Source organism: Streptomyces sp. 2P-4 (genome assembly GCF_030167965.1).
Classification (GTDB): domain Bacteria; phylum Actinomycetota; class Actinomycetes; order Streptomycetales; family Streptomycetaceae; genus Streptomyces; species Streptomyces globosus_A.
The window spans coordinates 1121992-1146334 of sequence record NZ_CP095011.1 but is presented as its reverse complement, the minus strand read 5'-3'; the positions used below and the strand labels follow the sequence as shown (position 1 = coordinate 1146334).

Sequence of the window (24343 nt, the reverse complement as noted above, 5' to 3'; positions counted from 1 at the left end):
TACCCCCCACCCCTAGAGATCAACTAAGGTTAGGTTTACCTAACCTCAAGGAGCTTTCGCATGTCCGTACGCAGATCCTCCGGCCTGATCGGCGCCCTGGCCCTCGCCCTGGCCCTGACCGGATGCGGCTCGTCGAAGAACGCAGCCGACCCGGCCGGCAGGGCCGGCGCCGAGAACCGGACCCGGGTGTTCGCCGCCGACAACGGGAAGATCACGATCCCCGCCGCCCCGAAGCGCGTCGTGGCCACCGGCTACGCCGTGCCCGCCCTGATCGAGGCCGGTGCGCCCCTGGTCGGGATCTCCACGTGGAAGCGCGGGGAGCCGATGATGGGCAAGGAGGCGCTGGCCGCCTACAACAAGCTGCCCAAGGTGGCGGGCGAGCAGGCCACCGAGACCAACTACGAGGCCGTCGCCGCGGCCGAACCGGACCTCATCGTCATCGGCGTCCCCGCCCCCGTCCTGGGCGACATCGACGTCAAGCGGCTGGAGTCGATCGCCCCCGTCGTCGCCATCGGCCCCACCGTGCCGTCCGCGTGGCGCGACCTCTCGCGCAGGCAGGCCGACGCCGCCGGCGCACTCAAGCAGTTCGACACCGTGCAGGCCGCGTACGAGGCCAAGGCCGCCGAACTGGCCAAGAAGTACAAGGACGCGCTGGCCCCGCTCAAGTTCGGCCACGTCGGCTCGTACGGCGAGGCCGCCAAGGGCACCTTCCAGCGCGAGTTCAGCGGCTCGTGGGGCACCAACGTCGCCGAGAACATCGGCGCCTCCTACTACGGCCAGGTCAAGAAGCCCGGTCCCGGCTCCAAGGGGGTCAGCGAGTACCCCTCCCTGGAGGAGCTGCCCGCCTCCCTCGGCGCAGCGGACGCCGTCACCTACTCCGTCAAGGCCGACGGCAGCCTGCCCGAGTCGGTGAAGTACGTCATGGAATCCGAGCTGTGGAAGAACCTGCCCGCCGTCAAGGCCGGGAAGGCCTTCCCGATCCGCCACACCGAAGCCGCCACCTACGGGCAGGCCGTCCAGACCCTGGAGGCAATCGACACGGCGTTCGCGCCCCTGCTGAAGCAGTGACGCCCGCAGGCCGCGCGTCCCGGGCCGGATCCGTGCGGCCCGCGCCGCAGGCCGCTCTGCTGGCCGGCGGACTGCTGCTGCTGGCAGTGGTCGCCGTGCTCAGCACCGGCGTCGGTGCCCGCCCGGTCCCGCCCGCCGAGGTCGTACGGGCGCTGGTGGACTTCCAGGGCACCGACGACCACGTGATCGTCCGGAACGTCCGGGCGCCCCGCGCCCTGCTGGCCGTCGCCGTGGGCGCGGCGCTGGCGGTGGCGGGCGCCCTGATCCAGACGCTGGCCCGCAACCCGCTGGCCGAGCCCGGCATCCTCGGGGTCACCGCGGGCGCCGGGTTCGCCGTCACCGTCGGCTCGGCCCTCGGCCTGGCCGCCGGGCAGGCCGGCCAGCTCGGCTTCGCCATCGCCGGCTCGGTGTGCGCGGCCCTCCTGGTCGCCGCGATCGGGCGTACCTCGCCGCTGCGCCTGGTCCTCGCCGGCGTGGCCCTCACCGCGGTGCTCAGCGGCGTCGCCCTCGGCATGAGGCTCATGCTCCCCGACGTCTTCGACGTCTACCGCTTCTGGTCCGTCGGCTCGCTGGCGGCCCGCGAACAGGCGCCCCTGGCACTGCCGCTGGCCGCCATCGGGGCATGCCTGCTCGGGGCGCTGCTGCTGAGCCGCTCCCTCGACGCCCTCACGCTGGGCGAGAGCGTGGCGCACACACTGGGCGCCGGCGTCACCCGGGTGCGGACCGCGACGCTGGTGCTGATCACCGTCCTCACCGGGGCGGCGACCGCGGTGGCCGGGCCGATCCTCTTCATCGGGCTGGTCGTGCCGCACCTGGTCCGCAGAGCGGCGGCCGGCTCCTCGCTGTGGCTGCTGCTCCACGCGATGGTCCTGGGACCGGTCCTGCGAGGTGCCGGTGGCCATCGTCACCGCATTCCTCGGCGGCCCCGTGCTGATCCGCTCCGTCCGCCGCCACGGGGAGGGATCACTGTGAACATCCTCGGACTGCACGCCGAACGCCGCACGGTCGCGCTCGCGGCGGTGCTGGCCGCCACCGGGCTCGGCCTGGCCCTGCTCGGGCTCTGCCACGGCGCGTCCTGGTCCTCACCGGGCAGGGTGTTCGCCGCACTCACCGGTGCGGAGCGCTCCGTGGTGATCACGGAGTGGCGGCTGCCGCGCGTCACGGCGGGCCGTCTTCACGCGCTCGGCCTCGCGGGGCGGAACCTCACCCGCAACCCTGGGCCCTCACCGGCGTCCGGCCTCCGCACCGCTCCGCGGCTCGCTCGGCGGGCTCGCCACCGCCGCAGCGATCTACCTCCTCTCCTTCGACCGGGGCTTCTCGGGGCTGCGGCTGGTGGTGATCGGCATCGCGGTCAACGCGATGGTGACCGCCGTCAACTCGTGGATCGTGCTGCGCGCCGAACTGGAGGTGGCGATCGCCGCGGTCGGCTGGAGCGCCGGCTCCCTCAACGGCATCGGCTGGCCCGACCTCCGGATCCCGTTCGCCGTCATCGCCGTGCTGACGGCCCTCATCGCCTCCCGCGCCCACGCCATGCACCAGGCGGCGCTCGGCGACGCGGTCGCCGCCGCCACCGGGGTGCGGCTCGACCGGCTGCGGCTGCTAATGGTGCTGGCCGGAGTCGGCTGCACCGCCACGGTGACCGCGGTGGCCGGACCGATCGCCTTCATCGCCCTCGCCGCCCCGCAGATCGGCCGCCGGCTCACCGGAGCGGCCGGCGTGCCCCTGCTCCCCGCCGCGCTGACCGGTGCGGTGCTCCTCCAAGGCGCCGACCTGCTCGCCCGGATGCTGCTGGCGCCCGTCGCGCTGCCCGTCGGCGTCGTGAGCACCGCGATCGGCGGCTGCTACCTGATCTGGCTGCTGGCCAAGGAAGTGAGACGAACGTGACCGCACGCCTGACCGCGCGGGAGATCACCCTGCGCCACGGCGACCGGGTGGTCTCCACCGGCCTCAGCCTCGACGTCCCCGACGGTGCGTTCACCGCCATCGTGGGCCCCAACGCCTGCGGGAAGTCGACCCTGCTGCGCGCCCTCGTCCGGCTGCTGCGCCCCACCGCCGGCCACGTACACCTCGACGGACGGGACGTAGGGCGGTACCCGCCCAAGGCACTCGCCAAGCAGCTCGGCTTCCTGCCGCAGGACCCCCAGGCCCCCGAAGACATCAAGGTCAGACAGCTCGTACGCCGAGGCAGGTTCCCCCACCAGCCGCTCCTGGCGCTGTGGTCGCAGGGCGACGAGGAGGCGGTCGCCGACGCGATGGCCGCCGCCGGCGTCGCCGACCTGGCGGAGCGGCCCGTGCAGCAACTCTCCGGCGGGCAGCGGCAACGGGTCTGGATGGCCATGGTGCTCGCCCAGCGGACGCCCTGCCTGCTGCTCGACGAACCCACCTCCTTCCTCGACATCACCCACCAGTACCAGCTGCTCGGCCTGCTGGCCGGGCTGCGCGACGAGGGACGCACCGTGATCGCCGTCCTCCACGACATCAACCAGGCGTGCCGGTTCGCCGACCACCTGGTCGCCATGAAGGACGGGCGGGTGGTCGCCGAGGGCGCCCCCGCCGACATCGTGGACGCAGCGCTGATCAAGGACGTGTTCGACCTGCCGAGCGTCATCATCCCCGACCCGGTGACCGCCACGCCGATGGTCGTCCCCACCCTGCAAGGAGAGTAAGTGACCACCGCACGCGTGTCCCCGGACGACCTGCACGCACTGACCAGTGCCCAGCTGGGCATCTGGAACGCCCAGCGCCTCGAACCCGACTCGCCGTACTACCTCGTCGGCGACGTCGTGGAGATATCCGGCGCGGACCCCGTCGACGCCGACGCCCTCGCCGAGGCGGTCCGCGCCACCACGGAGGAGGCCGAAAGCCTCCGGCTGCGCTTCCACGACACCCCGGACGGCCCGCGCCAGACGATCAGCGGCGAACCGGTCCTGCCGCCCCGCGTCGCCGACGTCAGCGGCGAAGCCGACCCCAGGGCGGCAGCCCACGCGCTCGTCGACGCCGAACGGGCCCGGGCCGCCGGGCAGTGCCGGGGCATGGTGGACCGGCCGCTGTACACGCGGACCGTCATCAGGCTCTCCGAGCGCGAGGTCTGGTACACGCAGCTCGGCCACCACCTCGTCTTCGACGGCTACACCGCCGCGATGCTCGCCCGCCGCACCGCCGCCCGCTACACCGCCCTCGTACGCAGCACCGAGGCGCCGCCGTCCCCCTTCGGCCGCTTCGCCGACCTCCTCGCCGCCGACCGCGCCTACCGGGACAGCGACAAGTCCGCCGAGGACCGCGCGTACTGGGTCGAGCGCTTCACCCCGCTCCCCGACCTCGGGCCCCTCGGCGACCCCGACACCGCCGCCGGTCCGCCCGAGCACACCCTGACCGCCCGCGCCGTCGTCACCCCCGAAGAGACCGCCCGCCTCCGCGCGTTCGCCGACCGGGAGGGCGTCACCTGGGGCGAGGCGCTGATCGCCTGCTACGCCGCGTACCTGCACCGCGCGCTGGGCCGCACCGACGTGGTGTTCGCGCTGCCGCTGATGTGCCGGACCGGCTCCGCCGAACTGCGCACCCCCGCCATGGCCGTCAACGTGCTGCCGCTGCGGGTCGCCGTCCACCCCGGCGACCGCCTGGGGGAGTTGAGCCGCAGCGTCGCCTCCGCCATGCGGGAGATGCGCGACCACCAGCGCTACCGCGGCGAGGACCTGCCGCGCGACCTCGGCGCGCCCGGCGCCGGCGCCCTCCTGCACGGACGCGGCATCAACCTCAAGGCGTTCGACCTGGCGATCGACTTCGCCGGCGCCACCGGCGTGATGCGCAACGTCGCCGGAGGCCCGCCCGAGGACATGGGGCTGAGCGTGTTGCCGACGCGCGACGGCGGGCTGCTGCTCGGCTTCGAGGTCGACGCCCGCAGCACCGACCAAGCCGCCGTCGACGGCAGACTGGCCGGCCTGCGCACCCTGCTGGCCGACCTGGTCGACGGCCGGCCCGTGGGCCGGATCGCCCTCGCCGGCGACGTGGACCGCCTCCTCGCCGACTGGTCGCCGTGTGCCCTGCCCGGCACCCCCCTGGACGTCCCCACCGCCTTCGACGCCATGGCCGCCGCCGACCCCGCACGCACCGCGCTGGTGTGCGGTGCGGACCGGCTGTCCGCCGGGGAGCTCGCGGACCGCGTACACCGGCTCGCCCGCGCCCTCCGGGCCCGCGGGATCGGCCCCGGCGACGTCGTGGCCCTCGCCCTGCCGCGCTCCGCCGACCTGGTGGCCGCCCTCCTCGCCGTGATGGACGCCGGAGCCGCCTTCCTGCCGCTGGACGCCGCCCACCCGCAGGAGCGGCTGCGCGCGCTCGTCGACGACACCCGCCCCGCGCTCGTCCTCACCGACGGATCCGTCGCCGGCCTGCCCTGGGACTCCTTCGTCCGCGAGGCCGCCGGACTTCCCGGCACTCCCCTGACGGCAGGTGAACTGGCCGAACCCCGGCACCCCGACCACCTCGCCTACGTCATCCACACCTCCGGCTCCACCGGACGCCCCAAGGGGGTGCTCGGCCGGGTCGGCGGACTCGCCGCACTCCTGCACCACCAGCGGGCGACCGTCGTCGCGGAGGCCGAACGCGCCGCCGGCAGGCGGCTGCGCGCCGCCCACACCTACTCGTTCGCCTTCGACTCCGCGTTCGAGCACCTGGTCTGGCTGCTCTGCGGGCACGAACTGCACGTCTACGACGCCGAGACGACCCGCGACGCCGACGCACTCCTCGCCGCCTGCGCCCGCGACGGCATCGACATCGTCGACACCACCCCGTCGATGGCCGCACCCCTGCTGGACGGCGGACTGCTCGACCTCCGCCCCACCCTGCTCGTCCTCGGCGGAGAGGCGACACCGCCCGCGCTGTGGCGCCGCATCGCCGGATCCGGGACCGCCGCGCGCAACATGTACGGGCCGACCGAGGCATCCGTCACCAGCAGTACCGCGCGGATCGACGGCGACACCCCGACGATCGGCCACCCGCTCGCCGGCACCCGGACCTACCTGCTCGACAGCGCCCTGCAACCGGTGCCGCGCGGCACCGCGGGCGAGCTGTACCTGGCCGGACCGCACCTGGCCCGCGGCTACCTCGGCCGGCCCGGCGCGACCGCCGAACGCTTCGTCGCCGACCCGTTCGGCTCACCCGGCGACCGCATGTACCGCACGGGCGACCTGGCGCGCTGGGTGCCCGGCCGCGGCCTGGAGTACCTGGGCCGCAGCGACGGACAGGTCAAGATCCGCGGCCACCGCGTCGAGACCGGGGAAGTGGAGGCCGCACTCGGCGCGGTACCCGGCGTCACCGCGGCCGCCGCCGCCGTCCGCTCCTCGCGGCTGGTCGGCTACGTCGTGTCCGCCTCCGCCACCCCGGAGGCGGTGCGCGCCCACCTGGCCGAGCGGCTCCCCGACCACCTGGTGCCCGCCGCCGTGGTGGTGCTCGACGCGCTGCCGCTCACCCCCAACGGCAAGCTCGACCGCGCCGCCCTTCCCGCACCCGCGGCGACCGGCGGCGGCCGCGAGCCCCGCACCGAGCGGGAGCGCCTGCTGTGCGGGGTCCTCGCCGAGGTGCTCGACATCGAGCGGGTCGGCGTGGACGACGACTACTTCGCCCTCGGCGGCGACAGCATCACCGCGATCACCGTCAGCAGCAGGCTGCGGGCCAAGGGCCTGGTGCTGCGGCCGCGGGACCTCCTGGCACGCCGCAGCCTCGCCGCCCTGGCCGCCTCTTCCGTGCCGGTGGACGACGCGGCCGAGCCGGCGGACGAGCCGACCGGACCGGTGCCGGCGCCGCCGATCGTGCGCGGCCTGCTCGACCCGCACCCCGACGTGGACACCGTCGCCGGCTACGCGCAGTGGACGGCCCTGCGCGTCGACACGCTCGCCCTCGACGACCTCGCCACGGGCGTGCAGACCGTGCTCGACCACCATGACGCGCTGCGGCTGCGGGTCGGCGGCGACGGACTGGAGGTACTGCCGAAGCAGGCCGTGAAGGCCGACGTCCGCGAAGTCCCCGGCACCGACCCGACCGCCCTCGCGGAGCGCCTCGCCGAGGAGCTCGACCCCCGCGCCGGCGACCTGGTGCGGGCTGCGCTGCTGCGCACCGGCGACGGCACGGCGGACCGCCTGGTCGTCGTCGTCCACCACCTCGCCATGGACGGCGTGTCCTGGCGGGTGCTCCTGCCCGACCTCCAGACGGCCTGCACGGGCGGCAGCCTCGCCCCCGTCGGGGCGTCATGGCGGCGGCACGCAGCACTCCTCGCCGAACAGGGCAGGACCGGAGCACGGCGGGACGAGCTCGACCACTGGCGGACCGCGCTCGACTCCGCCGTACGGCTGGGCGCCCGCCCGCTCGACCAGGAGCGGGACACCGTGTCCACCGCCCACCGGTCCGTCACCCTCGCCACGGCCGAGGCCACCGAGGCTGTGCTGACGACCCTGCCCGCCGCCTACCGGGCAGGCGCCGACGAGGTGCTGCTGGCAGCGCTCGTACTGGCCCTGCGCGCGTGGGGCCCGGCCGGCGAGGCGGTGGCCGTCACCATGGAGGGCCACGGCCGCGAACACCTCGACCTGTCCCGTACGGTCGGCTGGTTCACCAGCGAGTACCCGGTCCGCGTCCCCACGGCCGGCGACGTGCGGCAGGTGCTGCGCGCGGCCAAGGAGGCCAAGCGGGGCGTCCCCGACGGCGGCCTCGGCTACGGCGTCCTGCGCTCCCTCGACCCGGTGGCCGGCCCCGAGCTGTCCGCCACCCCGCCGCCGGACGTGCTGCTCAACTACCTCGGCCGGTTCGCCCCCCTGCCCGGCACGGGCTGGCAGCTGCCCGAGCAGGACGCCTTCTCGGTGACCGAACCCGGCGCCAAGGCCCTGGAACAGGTCCTGGCCCTGAACTGCTTCGTCCACGAGGAGGGCGCGCCCCGGCTCGCCGTCGAGTGGACCGCCGCGACCGGGGTGCTCGGCACCGAAGCGGTCGCGGCGCTGCAGACGGCCTGGGACGCGGCACTGGAGGCGCTCGCCGCCCACGCGCGCGACACCGCGGGCGGCCTCACCCCGTCGGACCTGCCGCTCGTCGACCTCGACCAGGCCGCCATCGACGCGCTCGAAGGCGCCGCCGCCGGACCGGTCGCCGACGTCCTGCCCGCCACCCCGCTCCAGGTCGGACTCTCCTTCCACACCCAGGTCCGCGACGACCGCGACACCGACGTCTACGTCGTCCAGGCCGTGACCACCCTGGTCGGCGAACTCGACCCCGACCGGATGGCCGAGGCCGCCCGCGAACTGCTGCGCCGCCAACCCGCCCTGCGCGTGTACCTCGCCCAGGCCGGCGACGACGTGGTGCAGGTGGTGCCCGCCGGCACCCTCCTGGAGTGGCGGTGCGACGACCGCTTCCCCGAGGCCGCCCGCGCCGAACTGGAGCGCCCCTTCGACCCGGCCAGACCGCCGCTGATCCGCTTCCTGCTCTCCCGGACCGGCCCGGCCGAGCACAAGCTGGTGATCACCAACCACCACGCCCTGCTCGACGGCTGGTCGATGCCGCTGGTCGGCCGCACCCTGCTCGCCCTCTACGCCGAACTCGGCGGCGGCCCCGCCGCACCCGCGGCCCCGCCGCTGGCGGAGTACTTCCGGTGGCTGGCAGGCCGGGACCACCCCGCGTCCCTGGACGCGTGGCGGGACGCCCTGGCCGGACTCGACGACGCGACGCGCCTGGCACCGGCGGGCACCGGCACCGGCGTCGAGCGGCCCGGCCGCGTGACGCTCGCGCTGGGCCGGGAGTTCAGCGACCGGCTGCGCACCTTCGCCCGCGAGCAGGGCGTCACCCTGACCACGGTGCTCCAGACCGCCTGGGGCCTGCTCCTGGGCAGGCTCACCGGGAGCCGGGACGTCGTCTTCGGCTGCCCGGTGTCCGGGCGGCCCTCCGAGGTCGACGGCGTCGAGTCGATGATCGGCCAGCTCGGCACCACCATCCCGGTCCGCGTCCGGCACACCCAGGACCAGACCGCGCGGGACCTCCTGGCGGACGTGCACGCCGACAGCGTCGCCCTCGCGGAGCACCACCACGTCGGACTCCCCGGGATCCAGCGGGCAGCGGGCCTCGGCGAACTCTTCGACACCATGCTGGTGGTGGAGAACTTCCCGCTGTCCAGCCGGAAGCGCACCCCGCTCGCCCCGGGCCTGGAACTGGCCGCAGTGGACATCACCGACGCCACCCACTATGCGCTGACCGTGATCGTGATCCCCGAAGACGAGATCACCATCGGCCTCGGCTACCAGCCGCGCGCCTTCGCCGAGGCGACCGTGCGCGACTACGGCCGCTGGCTGCACAACCTGCTGCGGGAGATCGTCGACGACCCGGTGCGGCCCGCCGTCCGGCTGCCCGCCCTCGGCCCCGACGAGCGCGAGCGGATGCTCCGTACCGGCACGGAGGCCGTGCCCGCCAGGCAACGCGGGCACTGGCTGGACGAGTTCGCCGGATGGGTGCGCCGCAAGCCCGACGCGGAAGCCCTGGTCTGCCGCGACCGCAGCCTCAGCTATGCCGAACTGGACCGGCAGGCCAACCGGCTGGCCCACGCGCTCATCGAGCGCGGGGTGCGGCCCCAGGACCCGGTGGCGGTCCTGCTGGGCCGCGACGTCGAGATGACCGTTGCGCTGTTCGGCGTGGCCAAGGCCGGTGCCGTGTACGTGCCGATGGACGCCGCCTACCCCCGGGACCGGCTCGCCTACATGTTCGACGACATCGCGCCGGCCGCCGTCGTGACGACCGGGGCCGAACTGCCCGTCGACCGCGACCTACCGGTACTCAGGCTGGACGAACCGGCCACGCTCGCCTCCGCACCGGACACCGACCCGGCCGGGGCGCGCGCCGCTCTCACCGACGACTCCCTCGCGTACGTCATCTACACCTCCGGCACCACCGGGCGGCCCAAGGGAGTCGGGCTCACCCACCGCGGCGTGCCCGACCTGGTCGCCCTCCAGGAGGAGGTCGTCGGCGTCACCGAGCACGACCGCTACCTGCACTTCGCGTCGACCGGCTTCGACGTCGCGTTCTGGCAGACCATGGTGCCGCTGCTGTCGGGCGGCACGTCCGTGATCGCCCCCGAGGAGGTGCGCGTACCCGGCGACGAACTGCTCGACTACATCGCCGAGCACCGCGTGACCGGAGTGAACCTGCTGCCGTCGTTCCTGGCCGCCATGCCCGACGACCGCACGGTCCACCCCGACGTGTTCTTCGTCGTCGGAGCCGAGCGCCTCGACCCCGGCCTGGCGCGGCGCTGGGGCACCGGCCGCAGGGCGCTCTTCAACGCCTACGGGCCCACCGAGGCCACCATCAACGCCGTGACCTGGCGGTACGACCCCGACGAGGACGACGGCGCCGGTCCGCTGCCCATCGGCCGCCCCGACCCCAACGTCCGCGCCTACGTGCTCGACGGCGGGCTCCAGCCGGTCGGCACCGGCGTGACGGGCGAGCTCTACCTCGCCGGGCCGAGCCTGGCCCGCGGCTACCTCGGCCGCCCCGCCCTGACCGCCGCGGCCTTCGTCGCCGACCCGTACGGCCCTCCCGGCGAGCGGATGTACCGCACCGGCGACCGCGTACGGTGGCGCGCGGACGGGCAGCTCGTGTTCCTCGGCCGAGTCGACCACCAGGTCAAGATCCGCGGCTTCCGCGTCGAGTTGGGCGAGATCGAATCCGCCCTGACCCGCCACCCCGACGTCCGCGCCGCCGCGGTGATCGTGCGCGACGGCAGGCTCGTCGGATACGCCATCCCGACCGACGGCGCCGCCCCCGACACCGCACAGCTGCGCGCCCACCTGGCCGCGGAGCTGCCCGACCACATGGTCCCCGCCGCCCTCGCCACCCTCGACCGGCTGCCGCTGACCCCCGGCGGAAAGCTCGACACCGCCGCGCTGCCGGACCCGCAGACCGCCGCCGCGGCGCGGCGCGAACCCGCCACCGGGGCCGAGGCGGTGCTGCTCGACGTGTTCCGGGACGTCCTCGGAGCCGACGCCATCGGACCCGACGACGACTTCTTCGCCATCGGCGGCGACAGCATCGTGGCCCTTCAGGTGGTGTCCCGGGCCCGCCGCCGCGGTCTCGGCCTGACCGCCCGCGACGTGTTCGGGGGAGTGACCGTCGCCGGGATCGCGGCGCTGGCCCGCACCCTCGGCGACGGCGGGGCTCCCGCCGTCGGCGACGCCCCGCTGACGCCGGTCATGCACGACCTGCTGCACCGCGCCGGCACCGCCGCGGACGGCTTCTGCCAGTGGGTGGAGCTCTGCGTGCCCCCGGGCGGCGACGAGGCCGCCTGGGAGGCCGTGATCGACGCCGTCCTGGCCCGGCACGACGTGCTGCGCGCCCGCCTGGCCGACGGCGACACCGTGCTGCGCATCCCTCCCGCCGGCGCCGTGACGGCAGCCGACGTGCTGACCCGCATACCGGCCGACGACGAGCCGCGGTCCCGGATCGACGCCTGGACCGCCCGGGCCCGCGACACGATGGACCCGCGCACCGGCCCGCTGCTGCGCGCCCTGTGGGTCGACGCCGGTCCCGCCCGGCCGGGCAGGCTCGTCCTGCTCGCCCACCACCTCGTCGCCGACGGCGTGTCCTGGCGCATCCTGCTGGACGACATCCGGCACGCCCACTCCGGCGGCGCGCTGGCCCGGCACGGCCAGTCGTTCCTCGGCTGGGCCCGCTCCCTGCACGAAGCCGACCGGACGGCCGAACTGCCGCACTGGCAGCGGATGACCGCCACGCCGGCGATCGGCCGGCCCCTCGATCCCGCCCGGGACACCGCGGCCACCGCGGCCCACCACGAGATCCGGCTCGACGCCGACGCCACCCGCGCCCTGGTCACGACCCTGCCCGCCGCCCATCGCACCACACCGGACGCCGTGCTGCTCTCGGCGCTCGCCCAGGCGGTCCGGGCCTGGCGCGGCACACGGGAGCTGCTGGTCGCGCTGGAGAGCCACGGGCGCCCGCCGCACGTCGACCTCTCGCAGACCGTCGGCTGGTTCACCGCCGTCCACCCGGTACGGGTCCACGCCGACGACGGCGTCAAGGCCGTCGCGGAGCGGCTGCGCGCCCAGGGCGACGGCCTCGGCCACGGCGTCCTCACCACCGCCGGCCTGCTGGACCCGGTACGGCCGGAGATCGCCTGGAACTACCTCGGGCAGTTCCCCGGCGCCCCGGCCGAGGAGACCCCCTGGCAGGCGCCGCCGGACGCCGACCCGCTCGGCTCGGGCGGCTCCGCCGGGCTTCCCCTGCCGCACAGCCTGATGGTCAACGCCCTGGTACGCGACGACGCGCTGCGGATCCGCGTCACCTGGCCGTCCGCACTGTTCACCGCCGCCGAGATCGAGGACCTGGCCGGACACCTGAGGACCGCGCTGCTGCGGACCGCCGCCGCGCCGGAGATCCGGGCGCTCGACGGCGGCCGCCGGGCCGCCGAGGTACAACCGCTCACCCCCCTCCAGGAGGTGATGCTGCGGCACTCCCGCACCGAGCGCCCCGACCCGTACACCGTGCAGTCGGCGTTCTCCCTGGCCGGGCCGCTCGACCTCGACGCCCTGCGCGCAGCCGGCGCCGACCTGCTGGCCCGCCACCCCAACCTGGGCGCCGTGTTCCCCGCCGACCTCGCGGTGATCCCCGAGGCGGCCCGGCCGGAGTTCCGCGTGTCCGACGGGCCCGCGGAGGAGGTACTGGCCGCCGACCTCGCCGAGCCGTTCGACCTCGCCCGGGGGCCGCTGTACCGGCTGACCGTGATCCGGCGCGCCCCCGAACGCGCCGACCTGGTCCTGACCAGCCATCACGTCCTCTCCGACGGCTGGTCGGCACCGCGCATCCTCACCGAGCTGTTCGCCCTGTACACCGCACGCCTGAGCGGCGAGGAACCCGGCCTGTCCGCTCCCGTGCCGTTCGCCGACTACCTGAGCTGGCGCGCCGGCCACGAGCCCGCCCTCGCCCCCTGGGCGGCCGAGTTGGACGGTCTGCCCGAGGGGGACTACCTGGGGGCCCGGGAACTCGGGCCCGCCTGGCAGGAGCCCGAGGTCATCGCCTTCGACGCGGCGCTGGTCGCCGAGCTGTCCGAGCTCGCCGCGCAGCGCGGCCTGACCCGGAACACGCTGGTCCAGGGCGCCTGGTCGGTGCTGCTCGCGCGCAGGTCCGGCCGTGACGACGTCTGCTTCGGCGCGATGGTCGCCTGCCGGCCCCCGGAGCTGGAGGGGGTCGAGGAGATCATCGGCCTGCTGGCCAACACCGTCCCGGTACGCGCACGACTCGCGGGCACCCTCGCCGACGTGCTGCACGACCTGCAGGCCAGGCAGCGGGCACTGGTCGAGCACCACCACGTCGCCCTGACGGACCTGGAACGGCTGACCGGCCGCAGCAGGCTGTTCGACAGCCTCGTGGTGTTCGAGAACTACCCGGTGGACCCGGACCGGCTGCGCGAACCCGCCCCCGGACTGACCGTCGTCGGCACCCGGTTCCGCGAGGCCACGCACCACCCGGTGACCCTGACCGTCATGCCCGACGGCGACGGCTGGACCGGAGTCCTCGCCCGCCGGCCCGGGGTGGACGCCGACGGCCTCGCCGAGGAACTCCTGGACCTGCTCCGCACCCTGGGCAGCCGCCTCGACGACGATGTGCGCACCCTCCTGGAGCACCGATGAGCGCGGACGCCGCCCCGCCGGCCGAGCGGGTCGACCGGGGGCTGCTGCGGATCGCGTTCATCCTGGTCCTCGGCACCTTCATGGCGACGATCGACGCCACGATCGTCAGCGTCGGGATCGACACCCTGGCCGACGAGTTCGGGGCCGGCGTCGCCGAGGTCCAGTGGATCAGCACCGCCTACCTGCTGGCCGTCGTGGCCGCCGTGCCCGCGTCCGGCTGGCTCGCCGACCGGTTCGGCGGCCGCCGCACCTGGCTCGCCGCGGTGGGGGTGTTCCTGCTCGGCTCGGCGCTGTGCGCGCTCGCCTGGTCGGCGACCAGCCTGACCGTGTTCCGCGTACTCCAGGGCCTCGGCGGCGGGCTGCTGCCCGCCACCGGGCAGGCCCTCCTGGCCCGCGTCGCCGGCCCCGGCCGCACCGGGCGGGTGATCAGCATCGTCGCGGTCGTGCCGCTGCTGTCCCCCGTCCTCGGCCCGCTGGCCGGCGGTTCCCTCCTCGCGGTGGCACCCTGGCCGTGGCTGTTCCTCGTCAACCTGCCCATCGGGGCGGCCGCGGTGCTGCTCGCCCGCCGCCATGTGCCCGACATTCCGCCGTCGGACCGGCGGACCGCCTTCGACCTGCGCGGGGCGCTGCTGCTCTCGCCCGGCCTGGCCGTGCTGGTACTCGGACTGACCGAGGCGGCCCACGGCCGGACCCTCCCGTCCGCGCTCGCCGTGGCGGCAGGCCTGGCGATGCTGGCCGCCTTCACCGTGCACGGGCTGAGGACCCGCCGCACACCGCTCGTCGACCCGCGGCTGTTCGCCCGCCCGCCGTTCGGCGCCGCCGCACTGGCACTCCTGGTCCTGGGCGCGTCGGTCTTCGGGACGACGTTCCTGCTGCCGCTGTACTTCCAGACCGGCCGCGCGCTGTCGCCCTGGGAGGCCGGGCTGCTGCTCGCCCCCCAGGGCCTGGGCGCGGCGGCCGGGTCCGTCCTGGTCAACCGCACCATCGACAAGACCGTCCCGCGGACCCTGGCGGTCTCCGGCATCGCGCTGATCGTCGCCGGCACGCTCCCGTTCACCTGGCTCGGCCACGGACTCCCGGACGCCGCCGTCGCCTCGGCCCTCGTGGTCCGCGGCGCCGGGATGGCGATGGTCGGCGCGCCCGTCATGAACATCGTCTACAGCCGGACCGAGCCCCAACACCTCCCACGGGCGTCCGGAGCGCTCAACCTGCTCAACACCGTCGGCGGCTCGGTCGGCACCGCGGCTCTCGCCGTGGTCCTCCAGAACCGGCTCGCCGCCCGAGGCCCGGACATCTCCCGGGCGTTCGCCGACACCTTCTGGTGGGTGCTCGGCTTCTGCCTGCTCGCCGCCGCCGGGGCCACCAGGCTGCCCCGTACCCACGTGAGGAAGTCATGACCCGTCCCCTCCCCGCACCGGCCGACGCCGCCGCGGTGCGCCCGCTGCCCACGCCGGCCGATCTCGCCACGGCCCGCCCGCTGCCCACGCCCGCCGAGCTGGCCTCGGCCCACCCCCTGCCCCCGGCGGGCGCCGAAGCCGTCGCCCGGCACCGCGACACCGTCGCCGCCGTCCTCGCCCGCCGGGACCCCCGCCTGCTCGTCGTCGTCGGGCCCTGCTCGGTCCACGACACCGCCGCCGCACTGGAGTACGCGGCGCTGCTCGCCGACGCCGCGGAGCGCCTCGCCGACGACCTGGTCCTCGTCTTCCGCGCCTACCTTGAGAAGCCCCGCACCGTCACTGGCTGGACCGGCCTGCTCACCTCCCCCTCCCTCGACGGCAGGGCCGACCTGGACGGGGGTCTGCGCCTCGGCCGGTCCTTCCTGACGGAGGCGGCCGCCACGGGCCTGCCCCTCGCGTACGAGTTCGTGGATCCCGCCCTCGCCCCGTACGTGGCGGACACGGTGTCGTGGGCCGCCATCGGCGCGCGCACCGTAGCCAGCCAGCCCCACCGCCACCTGGCCTCCTGGCTCCCCATGCCGGTCGGCATGAAGAACTGCGTCTCCGGCAGCACGGACACCGCGATCGCCGCAGTCCAGGCCGCAGCCCACCCGCACACCCTCCCCGGCCTCTCCTCCGACGGCCGCCTCACCACGCTCCGCAGCGCCGGAAACCCCGACGCCCACCTCGTCCTCCGCGGCGGTCCCACCCCGAACCACGACCGGGAGAGCATCGCGAAGGCCCGCTCGGCCCTCGCCGCATCCGGCCTCCCCCGGCGCATCGTGGTCGACGCCTCCCACGGCAACAGCGGCAAGGACCACAACCGCCAGCCGGCCGTGGTCGCCGACCTGGCCGGGCAGATCACCGGCGGCGACCCCTCCCTGGCCGGCGTCATGATCGAGTCATACCTGTCCGACGGGAGACAGGACCCCCACGCCCCGCAGCTGCGCCCCGACGTGAGCGTCACCGACTCCTGCCTCGGCTGGTCCCGCACCGTCCCGCTGCTCGAAAGCCTGGCCCTGGCCTCCCACCGCCGGAGCCGGGGCCCGGGCGGGTGGCCGGCGGTGCGCACGGGCGCGGTGCACGTCCCGGACGGCCCGTGACCTGGCATTGCGGCCCCGCTCCCGGCGAACGCCGTTTGGTAGCGTGACGGGTGCCGGCTGACCACCGGCAGGTTCAACCGGGGGGAAAGGCATGTCCTTTGCGTGCAGCGTGCTGCGCGTGCGGTCCTGCCGTCGGCGCGGCGCCATTCGGCCCGTGCCGTGTGCCGTGCTCTCTCTTGCGGATCTCCCCGTCGCCTTGTTGACCGTGTGATGACCAAGGAGGAAGACGCGTGAGCAGGATTCGGATGCGGGTTCGGGGCGAGGGGCTCATGTGGGCTGCCGCCGGGTTCTGTCTGCTTGCCGCGCTTGCCGCTCCGGCGTTCGGGGACAGTGCCACCGCCGTCACGGTGCCCCTCACCGGTGCCGTGAGCATCGCCGGCGGAATCGCCTGGCTCCGCAGGGACCAGGCCGCCTGATCCCGGACCGCGGCCGCCCGGACATCCGCGCTCCGCGGATTCGGGCGGTCGTGCGAGCGGTCCACCGGGAGCAGGAAGCACCCCGGTGAACTTCCCCAACTCGTCATCGGCGGCGTGAGGATGCGGTCTAGCGTGGGTACCCGGTGATCAACACCGGGCTCCGGATACCCCGGGGAGCCCGGGCCCCACGTAGAGGACGCCGATGTCCGGACCCCGCGCTGCCCGCCACACCCCGTCGAGACACGCCGCCGGCGGTCCCGGGCGGCAGATAAGGCCCCAGATGGTGCGCGCGGCCGTGCTGCCCGCCCTCGCCGCCGGCCTCAGCGGGACCGCTGCCGTGATCTTCACCCTGCAGCTCGGCGGCGGCTCCGGACACCGCGACCCGCGCCTGTGGCCCGTCCTCGTCGGCTGCGCCCTGCTCGTCGCCGGCGCGCTCGCCGCCGCCTTCCTCGGCGCCGAGCGCTCCGCCAAGGCCGTCCGCGACCGCTGCGAGGCCCTGCGCCGCTCCAGCATCCGCGGCCGCCAGGAGCTGCGGACGGCCGCCGAACGGCTGGAGCGCGGCGAGGCACCGAACCGGCCCGTCCGCGGCGGCCCCACCGGCCCGCCCCCCGGCACCGACCCCGGGCGCGTCGACGAGTTCTGGCTGCTCGCCCAGGAGCTGCGCGGCGCCCGCGAGCAGGCGCACACCGCGCTCGTACGGGTCGCCGGACCCGCCGCGCCCTCCGACAGCGACCGGAAGGTCGAGGTGTTCATGAACCTCGCCCGCCGGCTCCAGTCCCTCGTGCACCGGGAGATCACGCTCCTCGACGGCCTGGAGGACACCGTCGAGGACCCCGACCTCCTCAAGGAGCTCTTCCACGTCGACCACCTCGCCACCCGGATCCGCCGCCACGCCGAGAACCTCGCCGTGCTCGGCGGCGCCGCCTCCCGCCGCCAGTGGACCCGGCCCATCGACCTCGGCGAGGTGCTGCGCTCGGCCGTCGCCGAGGTCGAGCAGTACACGCGCGTGAAGGTGGTGCCGCCGGCGGGCGGCACCGTCCGCGGGCACGCCGTCGCCGACGTCGTGCACCTGCTGGCCGAACTCGTCGAGAACGCCACCGTGTTCTCCGCCCCCGACACCGACGTCGTGCTGCGCGCCGAACGGGTCACCGCAGGCATCGCCGTGGAGGTCGAGGACCGCGGACTGGGGATGCCCGCCGCCGAACTGCACCGGATGAACGCGCTCCTCGCCGACCCCGACCAGGTCAGCGTCCGGCACCTGCTCGCCGACGGGCGGATCGGCCTGTTCGTGGTGTCCGCGCTGGCCCGCCGGCACGGCATCGCCGTCGAGCTCAAGACGAACATCTACGGCGGCCTGGACGCCGTGCTCGTCCTGCCCCAGGACCTGCTCGGAGCCCAGGCCTCCGGCGCGGGGGAGGGGCAGGGCGGCTCCCGGGCCACCTCCTGGGGCACCGGAAACGGCCCGCTGACCGGGCCCACCACGGGGAACGGCGCTCCGGCCGCGCCGCCGCTGGAGCCGGCCCGGGTGGCCGTACCGCGGCCGGAGGCGCCCGCCGCGCCCCCCGCCGCCGCCCCGGCCCGGATGCAGGCGCCGGCGCAGACGGGCCCGTACGCCGACCCCCGCCTCCCGGCGCCCGCCGTCCCGGAGCCCCGGGAACCGGCCCGCCCCGCGCCGGAGCCGGCCCGCGCCGCCGGGCCCCCGCTCCCCGGCGGCCCCGCTCCGGCCGCCGCGCCCGCCGCTGCCCCGTGGCGGGTACCGCCCGGCAACCCGGCCCCTGCCCCGGCCCCCTGGCCCGTACCCCCCGGCCCCGACGCCGCGGGCGTGCCCGTACCGGCCGGGCGGGCCGCGGCCGCGGCCGGGCGGCCGCCGCTGCCCCGCCGGCGCGCCCAGTCACACCTCGCGCCCGGACTGCGCGACACCCCGCACCGGCCCGCCCGCCCGCACCCGATCAGCCCGTCCACGACCCGCACCTGATGGCCGCCTTCCAACGCGGCTTCGGCCTCGCCCAGGCGGACGGCGAGACGTGACCCCCACCCCCACCCCGACGCCGGAACCCGGCCCCGGACCCAGCAAGGAGCGCACCACCATGGGCGGCGACACCGCAACGGCGACCAGCCGGCTCTCGGACCTCGACTGGCTGCTCAGCGGACTCGTGCAGCGCGTCCCCTACACCCGCAGCGCCGTGCTGCTGACCCGCGACGGCCTCGTCACCTGCCTCCACGGCCTCGACGCGGACGCCGCCGACCACCTGGCTGCCCTCGCCTCCGGCCTGTACTCCCTCGGCCGCAGCGCCGGAGCCAGGTTCGGGGACGGCGCCGAGGTGCGGCAGGTCGTCGTCGAACTCGACACCGCCCTCGTGTTCGTCTCGGCCGCCGGATCCGGGACCTGCCTCGCCGTCCTCGCCGACCGCGAAGCCGACGCCGGCGTCCTCGGCTACGAGATGGCCATGCTCGTCAAGAGCGTCCGCCCCTACCTGGCGGCCCCGCCCCGGCGGCCCGCCGCCGCAGCGGAGTGATCCGGGCCCGCGCCGTGCCCGGCAAGGGGGGCCCGCGCGAGCCGGCGCCCTGGCTCGACGACTCCGCGGGGCGGGTCGTACGCCCGTACACGGCCAGCGGCGGCCGCACCCGCCCGGCCGTCGCCCTCGACCTGCTCTCCTCGCTGACCGCGACCGGGGCGCGGCCCCGCGCCCCGCTCGGGGCCGAGCACAGCGCCGCCCTGCGCCTCTGCGCGGGCGCCGCGGCCGTCACCGTCGCCGAGGTCGCCGGGCAGCTGCGGCTCCCCGCGGCGGTGGCGAAGGTCCTCCTGTCCGACCTGGTCGAAGCCGGGGCCGTCACGGCGTCCGCGCCGTGCTTCCCCGGCGGGGGCGGGCCGTGCGCCGCCGCCGACGACCAGACCCTCCTGCAGGCGGTGCTCGATGGCCTACGCCGCCGGCTGTGACACCCGCGGCACCGCCGCCACCGCCCGGGCCGCGACGCTGAAGATCCTCGTCGCGGGCGGCTTCGGCGCGGGCAAGACGACCTTCGTCGGCGCGGTCAGCGAGATCCCGCCGCTGTGCACCGAGGAACTCCTCAGCGGCATCCGCGCGGACGCCGACCCCCTCGACGGCGTCGACGCGAAGACGGCCACGACCGTCGCCCTCGACTTCGGCCGGATCAGCCTGGACACGGGCCACGTCCTCTACCTCTTCGGCACGCCCGGACAGGAGCGCTTCTGGTTCCTGTGGGAGGAGCTGTGCGCCGGGGCACTCGGGGCGGTCGTCCTCGCCGACACCCGCCGCCTCGCCGACTGCTTCCCCGCCGTCGACTTCTTCGAACGCCGAGGCATCGCGTTCGTCGTCGCCGTCAACGAGTTCGACGGCGGCCACCGCTACACCGCCGCGGAGGTCCGCGAAGCGGTCGGGCTCCCGCCCGGCGTGCCCGTAGTCCACTGCGACGCCCGGCTCACGGCCTCCGCGACGGCCGTCCTGGCCGAGCTCGTCCACCACCTGCTGTCCACGGCCGCACCGGCCGTGCCCGCCCAGCCCACGGATCGGGGGGAACCGACGTGACCCACTACGAGTCGACCGGACACCTGCTGCTCACACCCGTCGACCGGGAGGCGCCCGCCCGCGCCGTCCGGCTGCGCGAACTGGGCCTCGGCGAGCGGGCCGACGGCGAACTCGACGCCTTCGCGCGGCACATCGCCGAGGAGCTGCGCGCCCCGTACACCGGCGTCAACTTCGTCGGCGAGGAACGCCAGTTCTTCGCCGGCCTGCACCACGTCCCCGGCGCGCCCGCGAGCGGCTACCCGGCCCGGGTGCTGCCCCGCGACCGCGGCTACTGCCCGCACGTCGTCGTACGGGGCCGGGCCCTCGTCCTGGAGGACGTACGGGACTTCGCCCGGTTCGCAGGCAACGCCGTCGTCGACGAGAGCGGCGTACGCAGCTACGCCGGAGCCCCGCTCACGGACCGCGGCGGCATGGTGCTCGGCACGGTGTGCGCGGTGGACACCGAGCCCCGCAAGTGGGGCACCGAGGGCCTCGCGGGCATCAAGGCGCTGGCCGCGGAACTCGGCGGGATCCTCCACGCCCGCGAGTCCGCCCGCCGCGCCGGCTGACCCGCCCGGGGCCGGGCGGCGGGCGGCAGCCCGCAGCAGGCGCTACGGTCGACCGCAGCGCCCCGACGGTGCCGGAAGGAGGGCTCGCCATGGCCGTGACCGCCGAGGACGTCCGTACGGTCGCGCTGTCGCTCCCCGACAGCAGTGAGAAGCCCGCCTGGGGCATGCCCGCCTTCCGGGTCGGCGGGCGGATCTTCGCCGCCCTCGGGGACGACGACGCCTCGATGGGCGTGAAGTGCCCCAGGGAGGACCGGGCGGAGCTCATCGCGGCCGAGCCGGAGAAGTTCTTCCTCCGGGCCGGCCACGACGACGGCTACGCCTGGCTCCGCGTCCGCCTCGGGGCCGTCGAGGACGTGGCCGAACTGCGGGCGATCCTCGCCGACTCCTGGCTCCAGGCGGCCCCGCGGCGGCTCGCCGCGGCGCACCCCGAGGTCGCCCGCCGGTGACCAGCCGCCTCAGCGCAGGAAGGCGGTGATCCGCTCGCGCAGCGAGCGGGCGTCCAGGCCGTGCGCCGCCGTGTGCTCGTCGACCGTGCCGTAGCGGCGCAGCTCCGCCCGGCCCACGCCCAGCCCCAGCACCCGGTGCGGTACGTCGACCAGGGCCTCGGCCGCGGCTCCCGTGGACGTGCCCGCCAGGTACGGCTCGACCAGCACGACGTCGGCCGCGGCCCGGCCGGCCGCCGTGCGCAGCGCGGCCCCGTCGAAGGGCCGGACCGTCGCCGCGTACAGGACCGTCACGTCCAGGCCCTCCGTCGCGGCGAGGACGTTGTCCAGCATCGGGCCGACCGCGACGACCACCCCCGAGCCGCCCTCCCGGACGGTCTCCGTCCGCAGCCCGTCCACGGGGCGCGGCGCCCCGTTCGACAGCGCCGAGAGCCGGACGTACACCCTGTCGTCGCCGGCGGCGTACGCGTGCCGCAGCAGCGCCTCCGCCTCGTCGGGATGGCCCGGCACGTGCACCGTCCAGCCGTCCAGGGTGTCCAGCAGGGCCACGTCGCCCGGCGCCATGTGCGTGAAGCCGCCCGCCGGCCAGTCGTAGCTCGCCGCGGCGCTGACCAGCACACCGCCCGTGCCCTGGTGCCCGAAGTCCAGCTTGACCTGCTCGAACGGCCGCTCCACCAGGAAGCTGGCGAACGTGTGCATGATCGGCCGGAGCCCGGTGAGGGCCAGCCCGCCGCCCACCCCGACCAGCAGCTGCTCCCGGATCCCCACGTTCAGCACCCGGTCGGGGTGGCGCTCCCGGGCGGGGCGGAACCCGTCCATGGTGATCTCGGCCAGCACCAGCGCCAGCCGCGGGTCCTCGTCGAGCAGCTGCGACGTCACGGAGACGAACCGCTCCCGCATGGTGTCCACACAATCCTCCAGAATCTCCGGAACCCTCGGGTTCCCCTCGGGCCGGTCAGGCCTTCTTCTCGACGCGGGCGACGACGGCGTGCGGCCGGCCGGGGTGCGGCGCGGTGAACGCCGCGTGAAGCGCCTCGTGGTCGCGGCCGTCCACGGTCACCGCCGACCAGCCCGCCGCCTCGAAGCGGGAGGCGATGCCGCCGGGCCAGCCGTGCGTCGCCGAGTCGTTGTCGACCACCACGGTGTGCAGGCGCTCCAGGCCCGCGGAGCCCGCGTAGGCGAGGGCCTCGTGGTTGCTGCCCTCGTCCAGCTCGGCGTCGCCGATCAGCACCCACACGGCCGGATCGGCCAGGCCCTGCGCGCGCAGGCCGAGGGCGCTGCCGACGGCGAGCGGCAGGCCGTGGCCGAGCGAGCCGCTGGCGATCTCCACTCCCGGGACCAGGACGCGGTCCGGGTGGTGGCCGAGGGGGGAGTCGTACGAGCCGAAGCCGCTCAGCCAGTCGACGGGGAAGAACCCCTTCGCGGCGAGCACGGCGTAGTAGGCCATCGGGCCGTGCCCCTTGGACAGCAGGAACCGGTCCCGGCCGGGATCGCCTGCCGTCTCCGGTGCGACCCGCAGCACGCGGTCGTACAGCACCCACAGCACGTCGAGCGTGGATGTGGCGGCGGGGCCGTGCTTCTCGGCCCCCGTCATGAGCGCCATCAGGCGCCCCAGGTCCTCGTGGCGGACCCCGGGGTCCGCGGTTGCGTGAGACATGAGTGGATCATGCAACCTCAAGCCTGCTTGAGGTCAAGAGCCGGCCGCGGCGCCGGAGGCCGGAAAGGTGCGCGCGACCACCCGGCGGAGTGCGGTATTGTTCTCATGCGCGTTCGGCCGAGGGGAAACCCCAGGTCAGCGGGTATCGGGACGTGGCGCAGCTTGGTAGCGCACTTGACTGGGGGTCAAGGGGTCGCAGGTTCAAATCCTGTCGTCCCGACTCGAAAGAGTCGCAGGTCAGAGGCCGTATCGGAAGCATCCGATACGGCCTCAAGATCGTTTTAGGGGGCCGGTTGGTGATCCAGTCGGTCTGATCAGTTCAGACGGCGGTCATTGTCGTGAGTGGCAGTGAACGAGGTGCACGGAGCACCATGAGCGAGCCGTGTCCGGCGATCTTGCGTAGTACGTGCAGCGGGACGCCGGCGTCGGCGAACCATGTCAGTCCGGTGTGGCGGAGGTCGTGCCGCCGGAGGTGCTCGAAGCCGAGCTCGGTGACGACGTCGTCCCAGCGCGTGGCGTCGCGCAGGACCGCGGTGGAGATGCGTCCGCCGCGCGGTCCAAAGGCTCCTCGGTCCGCTCGCGGTAGGCGGCGGCACGCAGGGCGCGGCTCAGCCGTGCGGCGGCACTCTGCTCGGCGGCGTCGGTGGCTGCCGTGCTGTCCATGACGGCCCCCACGGCGCCGGACAGCAGATCGGTGAGGTTCTCCGGCACGGGCAGGGCGGGGCCGCGGTGTCCGGAGCGGGGCAGACGCCCCGCCGGTGCAGCGTCAGCAGTGGCGCGTCCAGGACGGCGAACACGCGACCCATCAGGCCCAGGCCGCAAGGGCGCTGACCGGGCATCGGCCCGACAACCTCCGAGAAGGCACCTGACAAACGGTCCCGGTCCGCCAAAAGCCCCTATCCATAGGTTATTTTGACTGGCCTGTCCGTCTCGAATCGACTGCCATAACGAACGAAGGGAAACGCCATGAGGATCACCAGGACTGCACGTAGGACGCGGGCCGGGATTGCCGTGTCCGTCGCGGCCCTGGCCGCGGGCTCACTCATACTCACCGCCTGCGGCGGAAGCAGCGACAGCGCCGGCAAGTTCGACGGCACCTACTACGTCAAGGACGTCAACGGCACGTCCGACCTCGGCCAGTTGGTCGTCAAGGGCAACAGCGTCTCGCATCATGAGTACGGCTGCGATGGTGTCTACGAGAAGCCGGGCGTGACCAGCGCCGGCGAGTTCACCAAGGATCAGACCCAGATCATCTGGACGGTCGCCGGAGACGACAGCCGCAACAAGCGGACCGGCAGCGAGTCAATCTCGACGAGCAGCACCTCGATCAGCATCGGCGGCAGCGTGTACGTGCGTGACGACTCCGATGCCGGCAAGGCACTGTTGGACGGCTTCAAGACCAAGTGTGCCAAGTAGCTTCGACGTCCCGCCGGCCGGCGAGCAGCACTGAACCCCGTGG

At 75.1% G+C, this 24343-nt stretch carries 15 protein-coding genes, 1 tRNA gene and 3 pseudogenes; 16 read left to right on the top strand and 3 right to left on the bottom strand.

What is annotated here, in order from left to right; translation table 11 throughout:
- Positions 1–60 precede the first annotated feature (60 nt).
- The 14 genes and pseudogenes from MUK52_RS04670 to MUK52_RS04605 all read left to right on the top strand — a co-directional run bounded on the left by MUK52_RS04670 (position 61) and on the right by MUK52_RS04605 (position 21230).
- Complete coding sequence (locus MUK52_RS04670; RefSeq protein WP_284574797.1) at positions 61–1068, top strand: ABC transporter substrate-binding protein; 1008 nt, start codon at positions 61–63, stop codon at positions 1066–1068.
- Positions 1065–2040 (top strand): annotated as a pseudogene (locus MUK52_RS04665) (FecCD family ABC transporter permease). The gene MUK52_RS04670 and the pseudogene MUK52_RS04665 overlap by 4 nt, the downstream one beginning before the upstream one ends.
- Positions 2037–2952, top strand: a pseudogene (locus tag MUK52_RS04660) (FecCD family ABC transporter permease). Before MUK52_RS04665 ends, MUK52_RS04660 begins: the two co-directional pseudogenes overlap by 4 nt.
- Positions 2949–3734 (top strand): ABC transporter ATP-binding protein, encoded by a 786-nt coding sequence (locus tag MUK52_RS04655; protein WP_114055076.1) that lies wholly within the window; start codon positions 2949–2951, stop codon positions 3732–3734. Before MUK52_RS04660 ends, MUK52_RS04655 begins: the two are co-directional and overlap by 4 nt.
- On the top strand, positions 3735–13733 hold the full coding sequence (locus tag MUK52_RS04650) for a non-ribosomal peptide synthetase (RefSeq protein WP_284574795.1): 9999 nt from the start codon (positions 3735–3737) through the stop codon (positions 13731–13733).
- Entirely contained in the window at positions 13730–15130 is a 1401-nt protein-coding gene (locus MUK52_RS04645; protein ID WP_284574793.1) for a DHA2 family efflux MFS transporter permease subunit, read from the top strand. Before MUK52_RS04650 ends, MUK52_RS04645 begins: the two co-directional genes overlap by 4 nt.
- Positions 15127–16272 carry a 3-deoxy-7-phosphoheptulonate synthase gene (locus tag MUK52_RS04640; protein WP_284574791.1) on the top strand — a complete coding sequence of 382 codons (1146 nt, stop codon included), beginning with the start codon at positions 15127–15129 and terminating at the stop codon, positions 16270–16272. The genes MUK52_RS04645 and MUK52_RS04640 overlap by 4 nt, the downstream gene beginning before the upstream one ends.
- A gap of 230 nt (positions 16273–16502) precedes the next feature.
- Positions 16503–16688 (top strand): hypothetical protein, encoded by a 186-nt coding sequence (locus MUK52_RS04635; RefSeq protein WP_114055080.1) that lies wholly within the window; start codon positions 16503–16505, stop codon positions 16686–16688.
- A 280-nt stretch (positions 16689–16968) separates the two neighbouring features.
- Entirely contained in the window at positions 16969–18663 is a 1695-nt protein-coding gene (locus MUK52_RS04630) for a sensor histidine kinase (RefSeq protein ID WP_284574790.1), read from the top strand.
- Between the two features lie 112 nt (positions 18664–18775).
- Positions 18776–19204: a roadblock/LC7 domain-containing protein gene (locus MUK52_RS04625; protein ID WP_114058593.1), complete on the top strand. Its 429-nt coding sequence runs from the start codon at positions 18776–18778 to the stop codon at positions 19202–19204.
- Between the two features lie 14 nt (positions 19205–19218).
- On the top strand, positions 19219–19626 hold the full coding sequence (locus MUK52_RS04620; protein WP_114058594.1) for a DUF742 domain-containing protein: 408 nt from the start codon (positions 19219–19221) through the stop codon (positions 19624–19626).
- A complete protein-coding gene (locus MUK52_RS04615) occupies positions 19604–20236 on the top strand; it encodes a GTP-binding protein (protein WP_284574789.1) in 633 nt (210 codons plus the stop codon). The genes MUK52_RS04620 and MUK52_RS04615 overlap by 23 nt, the downstream gene beginning before the upstream one ends.
- Positions 20233–20784 carry a GAF domain-containing protein gene (locus MUK52_RS04610; RefSeq protein ID WP_114055083.1) on the top strand — a complete coding sequence of 184 codons (552 nt, stop codon included), beginning with the start codon at positions 20233–20235 and terminating at the stop codon, positions 20782–20784. Before MUK52_RS04615 ends, MUK52_RS04610 begins: the two co-directional genes overlap by 4 nt.
- 89 nt (positions 20785–20873) lie before the next feature.
- Complete coding sequence (locus tag MUK52_RS04605; RefSeq protein WP_284574788.1) at positions 20874–21230, top strand: MmcQ/YjbR family DNA-binding protein; 357 nt, start codon at positions 20874–20876, stop codon at positions 21228–21230.
- A 9-nt stretch (positions 21231–21239) separates the two neighbouring features.
- Here the strand turns inward: MUK52_RS04605 and MUK52_RS04600 are convergent, their stop codons facing one another.
- Complete coding sequence (locus tag MUK52_RS04600; RefSeq protein ID WP_284574786.1) at positions 21240–22136, bottom strand: transketolase family protein; 897 nt, start codon at positions 22134–22136, stop codon at positions 21240–21242.
- Between the two features lie 46 nt (positions 22137–22182).
- Entirely contained in the window at positions 22183–22884 is a 702-nt protein-coding gene (locus tag MUK52_RS04595) for a thiamine pyrophosphate-binding protein (protein ID WP_114055086.1), read from the bottom strand.
- Between the two features lie 146 nt (positions 22885–23030).
- Here MUK52_RS04595 and MUK52_RS04590 point away from each other — a divergent pair.
- A tRNA-Pro gene (locus tag MUK52_RS04590) sits at positions 23031–23104 on the top strand.
- A 99-nt stretch (positions 23105–23203) separates the two neighbouring features.
- On the opposite strand, the pseudogene MUK52_RS04585 reads toward MUK52_RS04590, so the two are convergent.
- Positions 23204–23443 (bottom strand): annotated as a pseudogene (locus tag MUK52_RS04585) (tyrosine-type recombinase/integrase); the annotation flags it as partial.
- A 407-nt stretch (positions 23444–23850) separates the two neighbouring features.
- Between MUK52_RS04585 and MUK52_RS04580 the strand changes: the two are divergent.
- Positions 23851–24300: a hypothetical protein gene (locus MUK52_RS04580; protein ID WP_284574783.1), complete on the top strand. Its 450-nt coding sequence runs from the start codon at positions 23851–23853 to the stop codon at positions 24298–24300.
- The last annotated feature ends 43 nt before the right edge of the window (positions 24301–24343 follow it).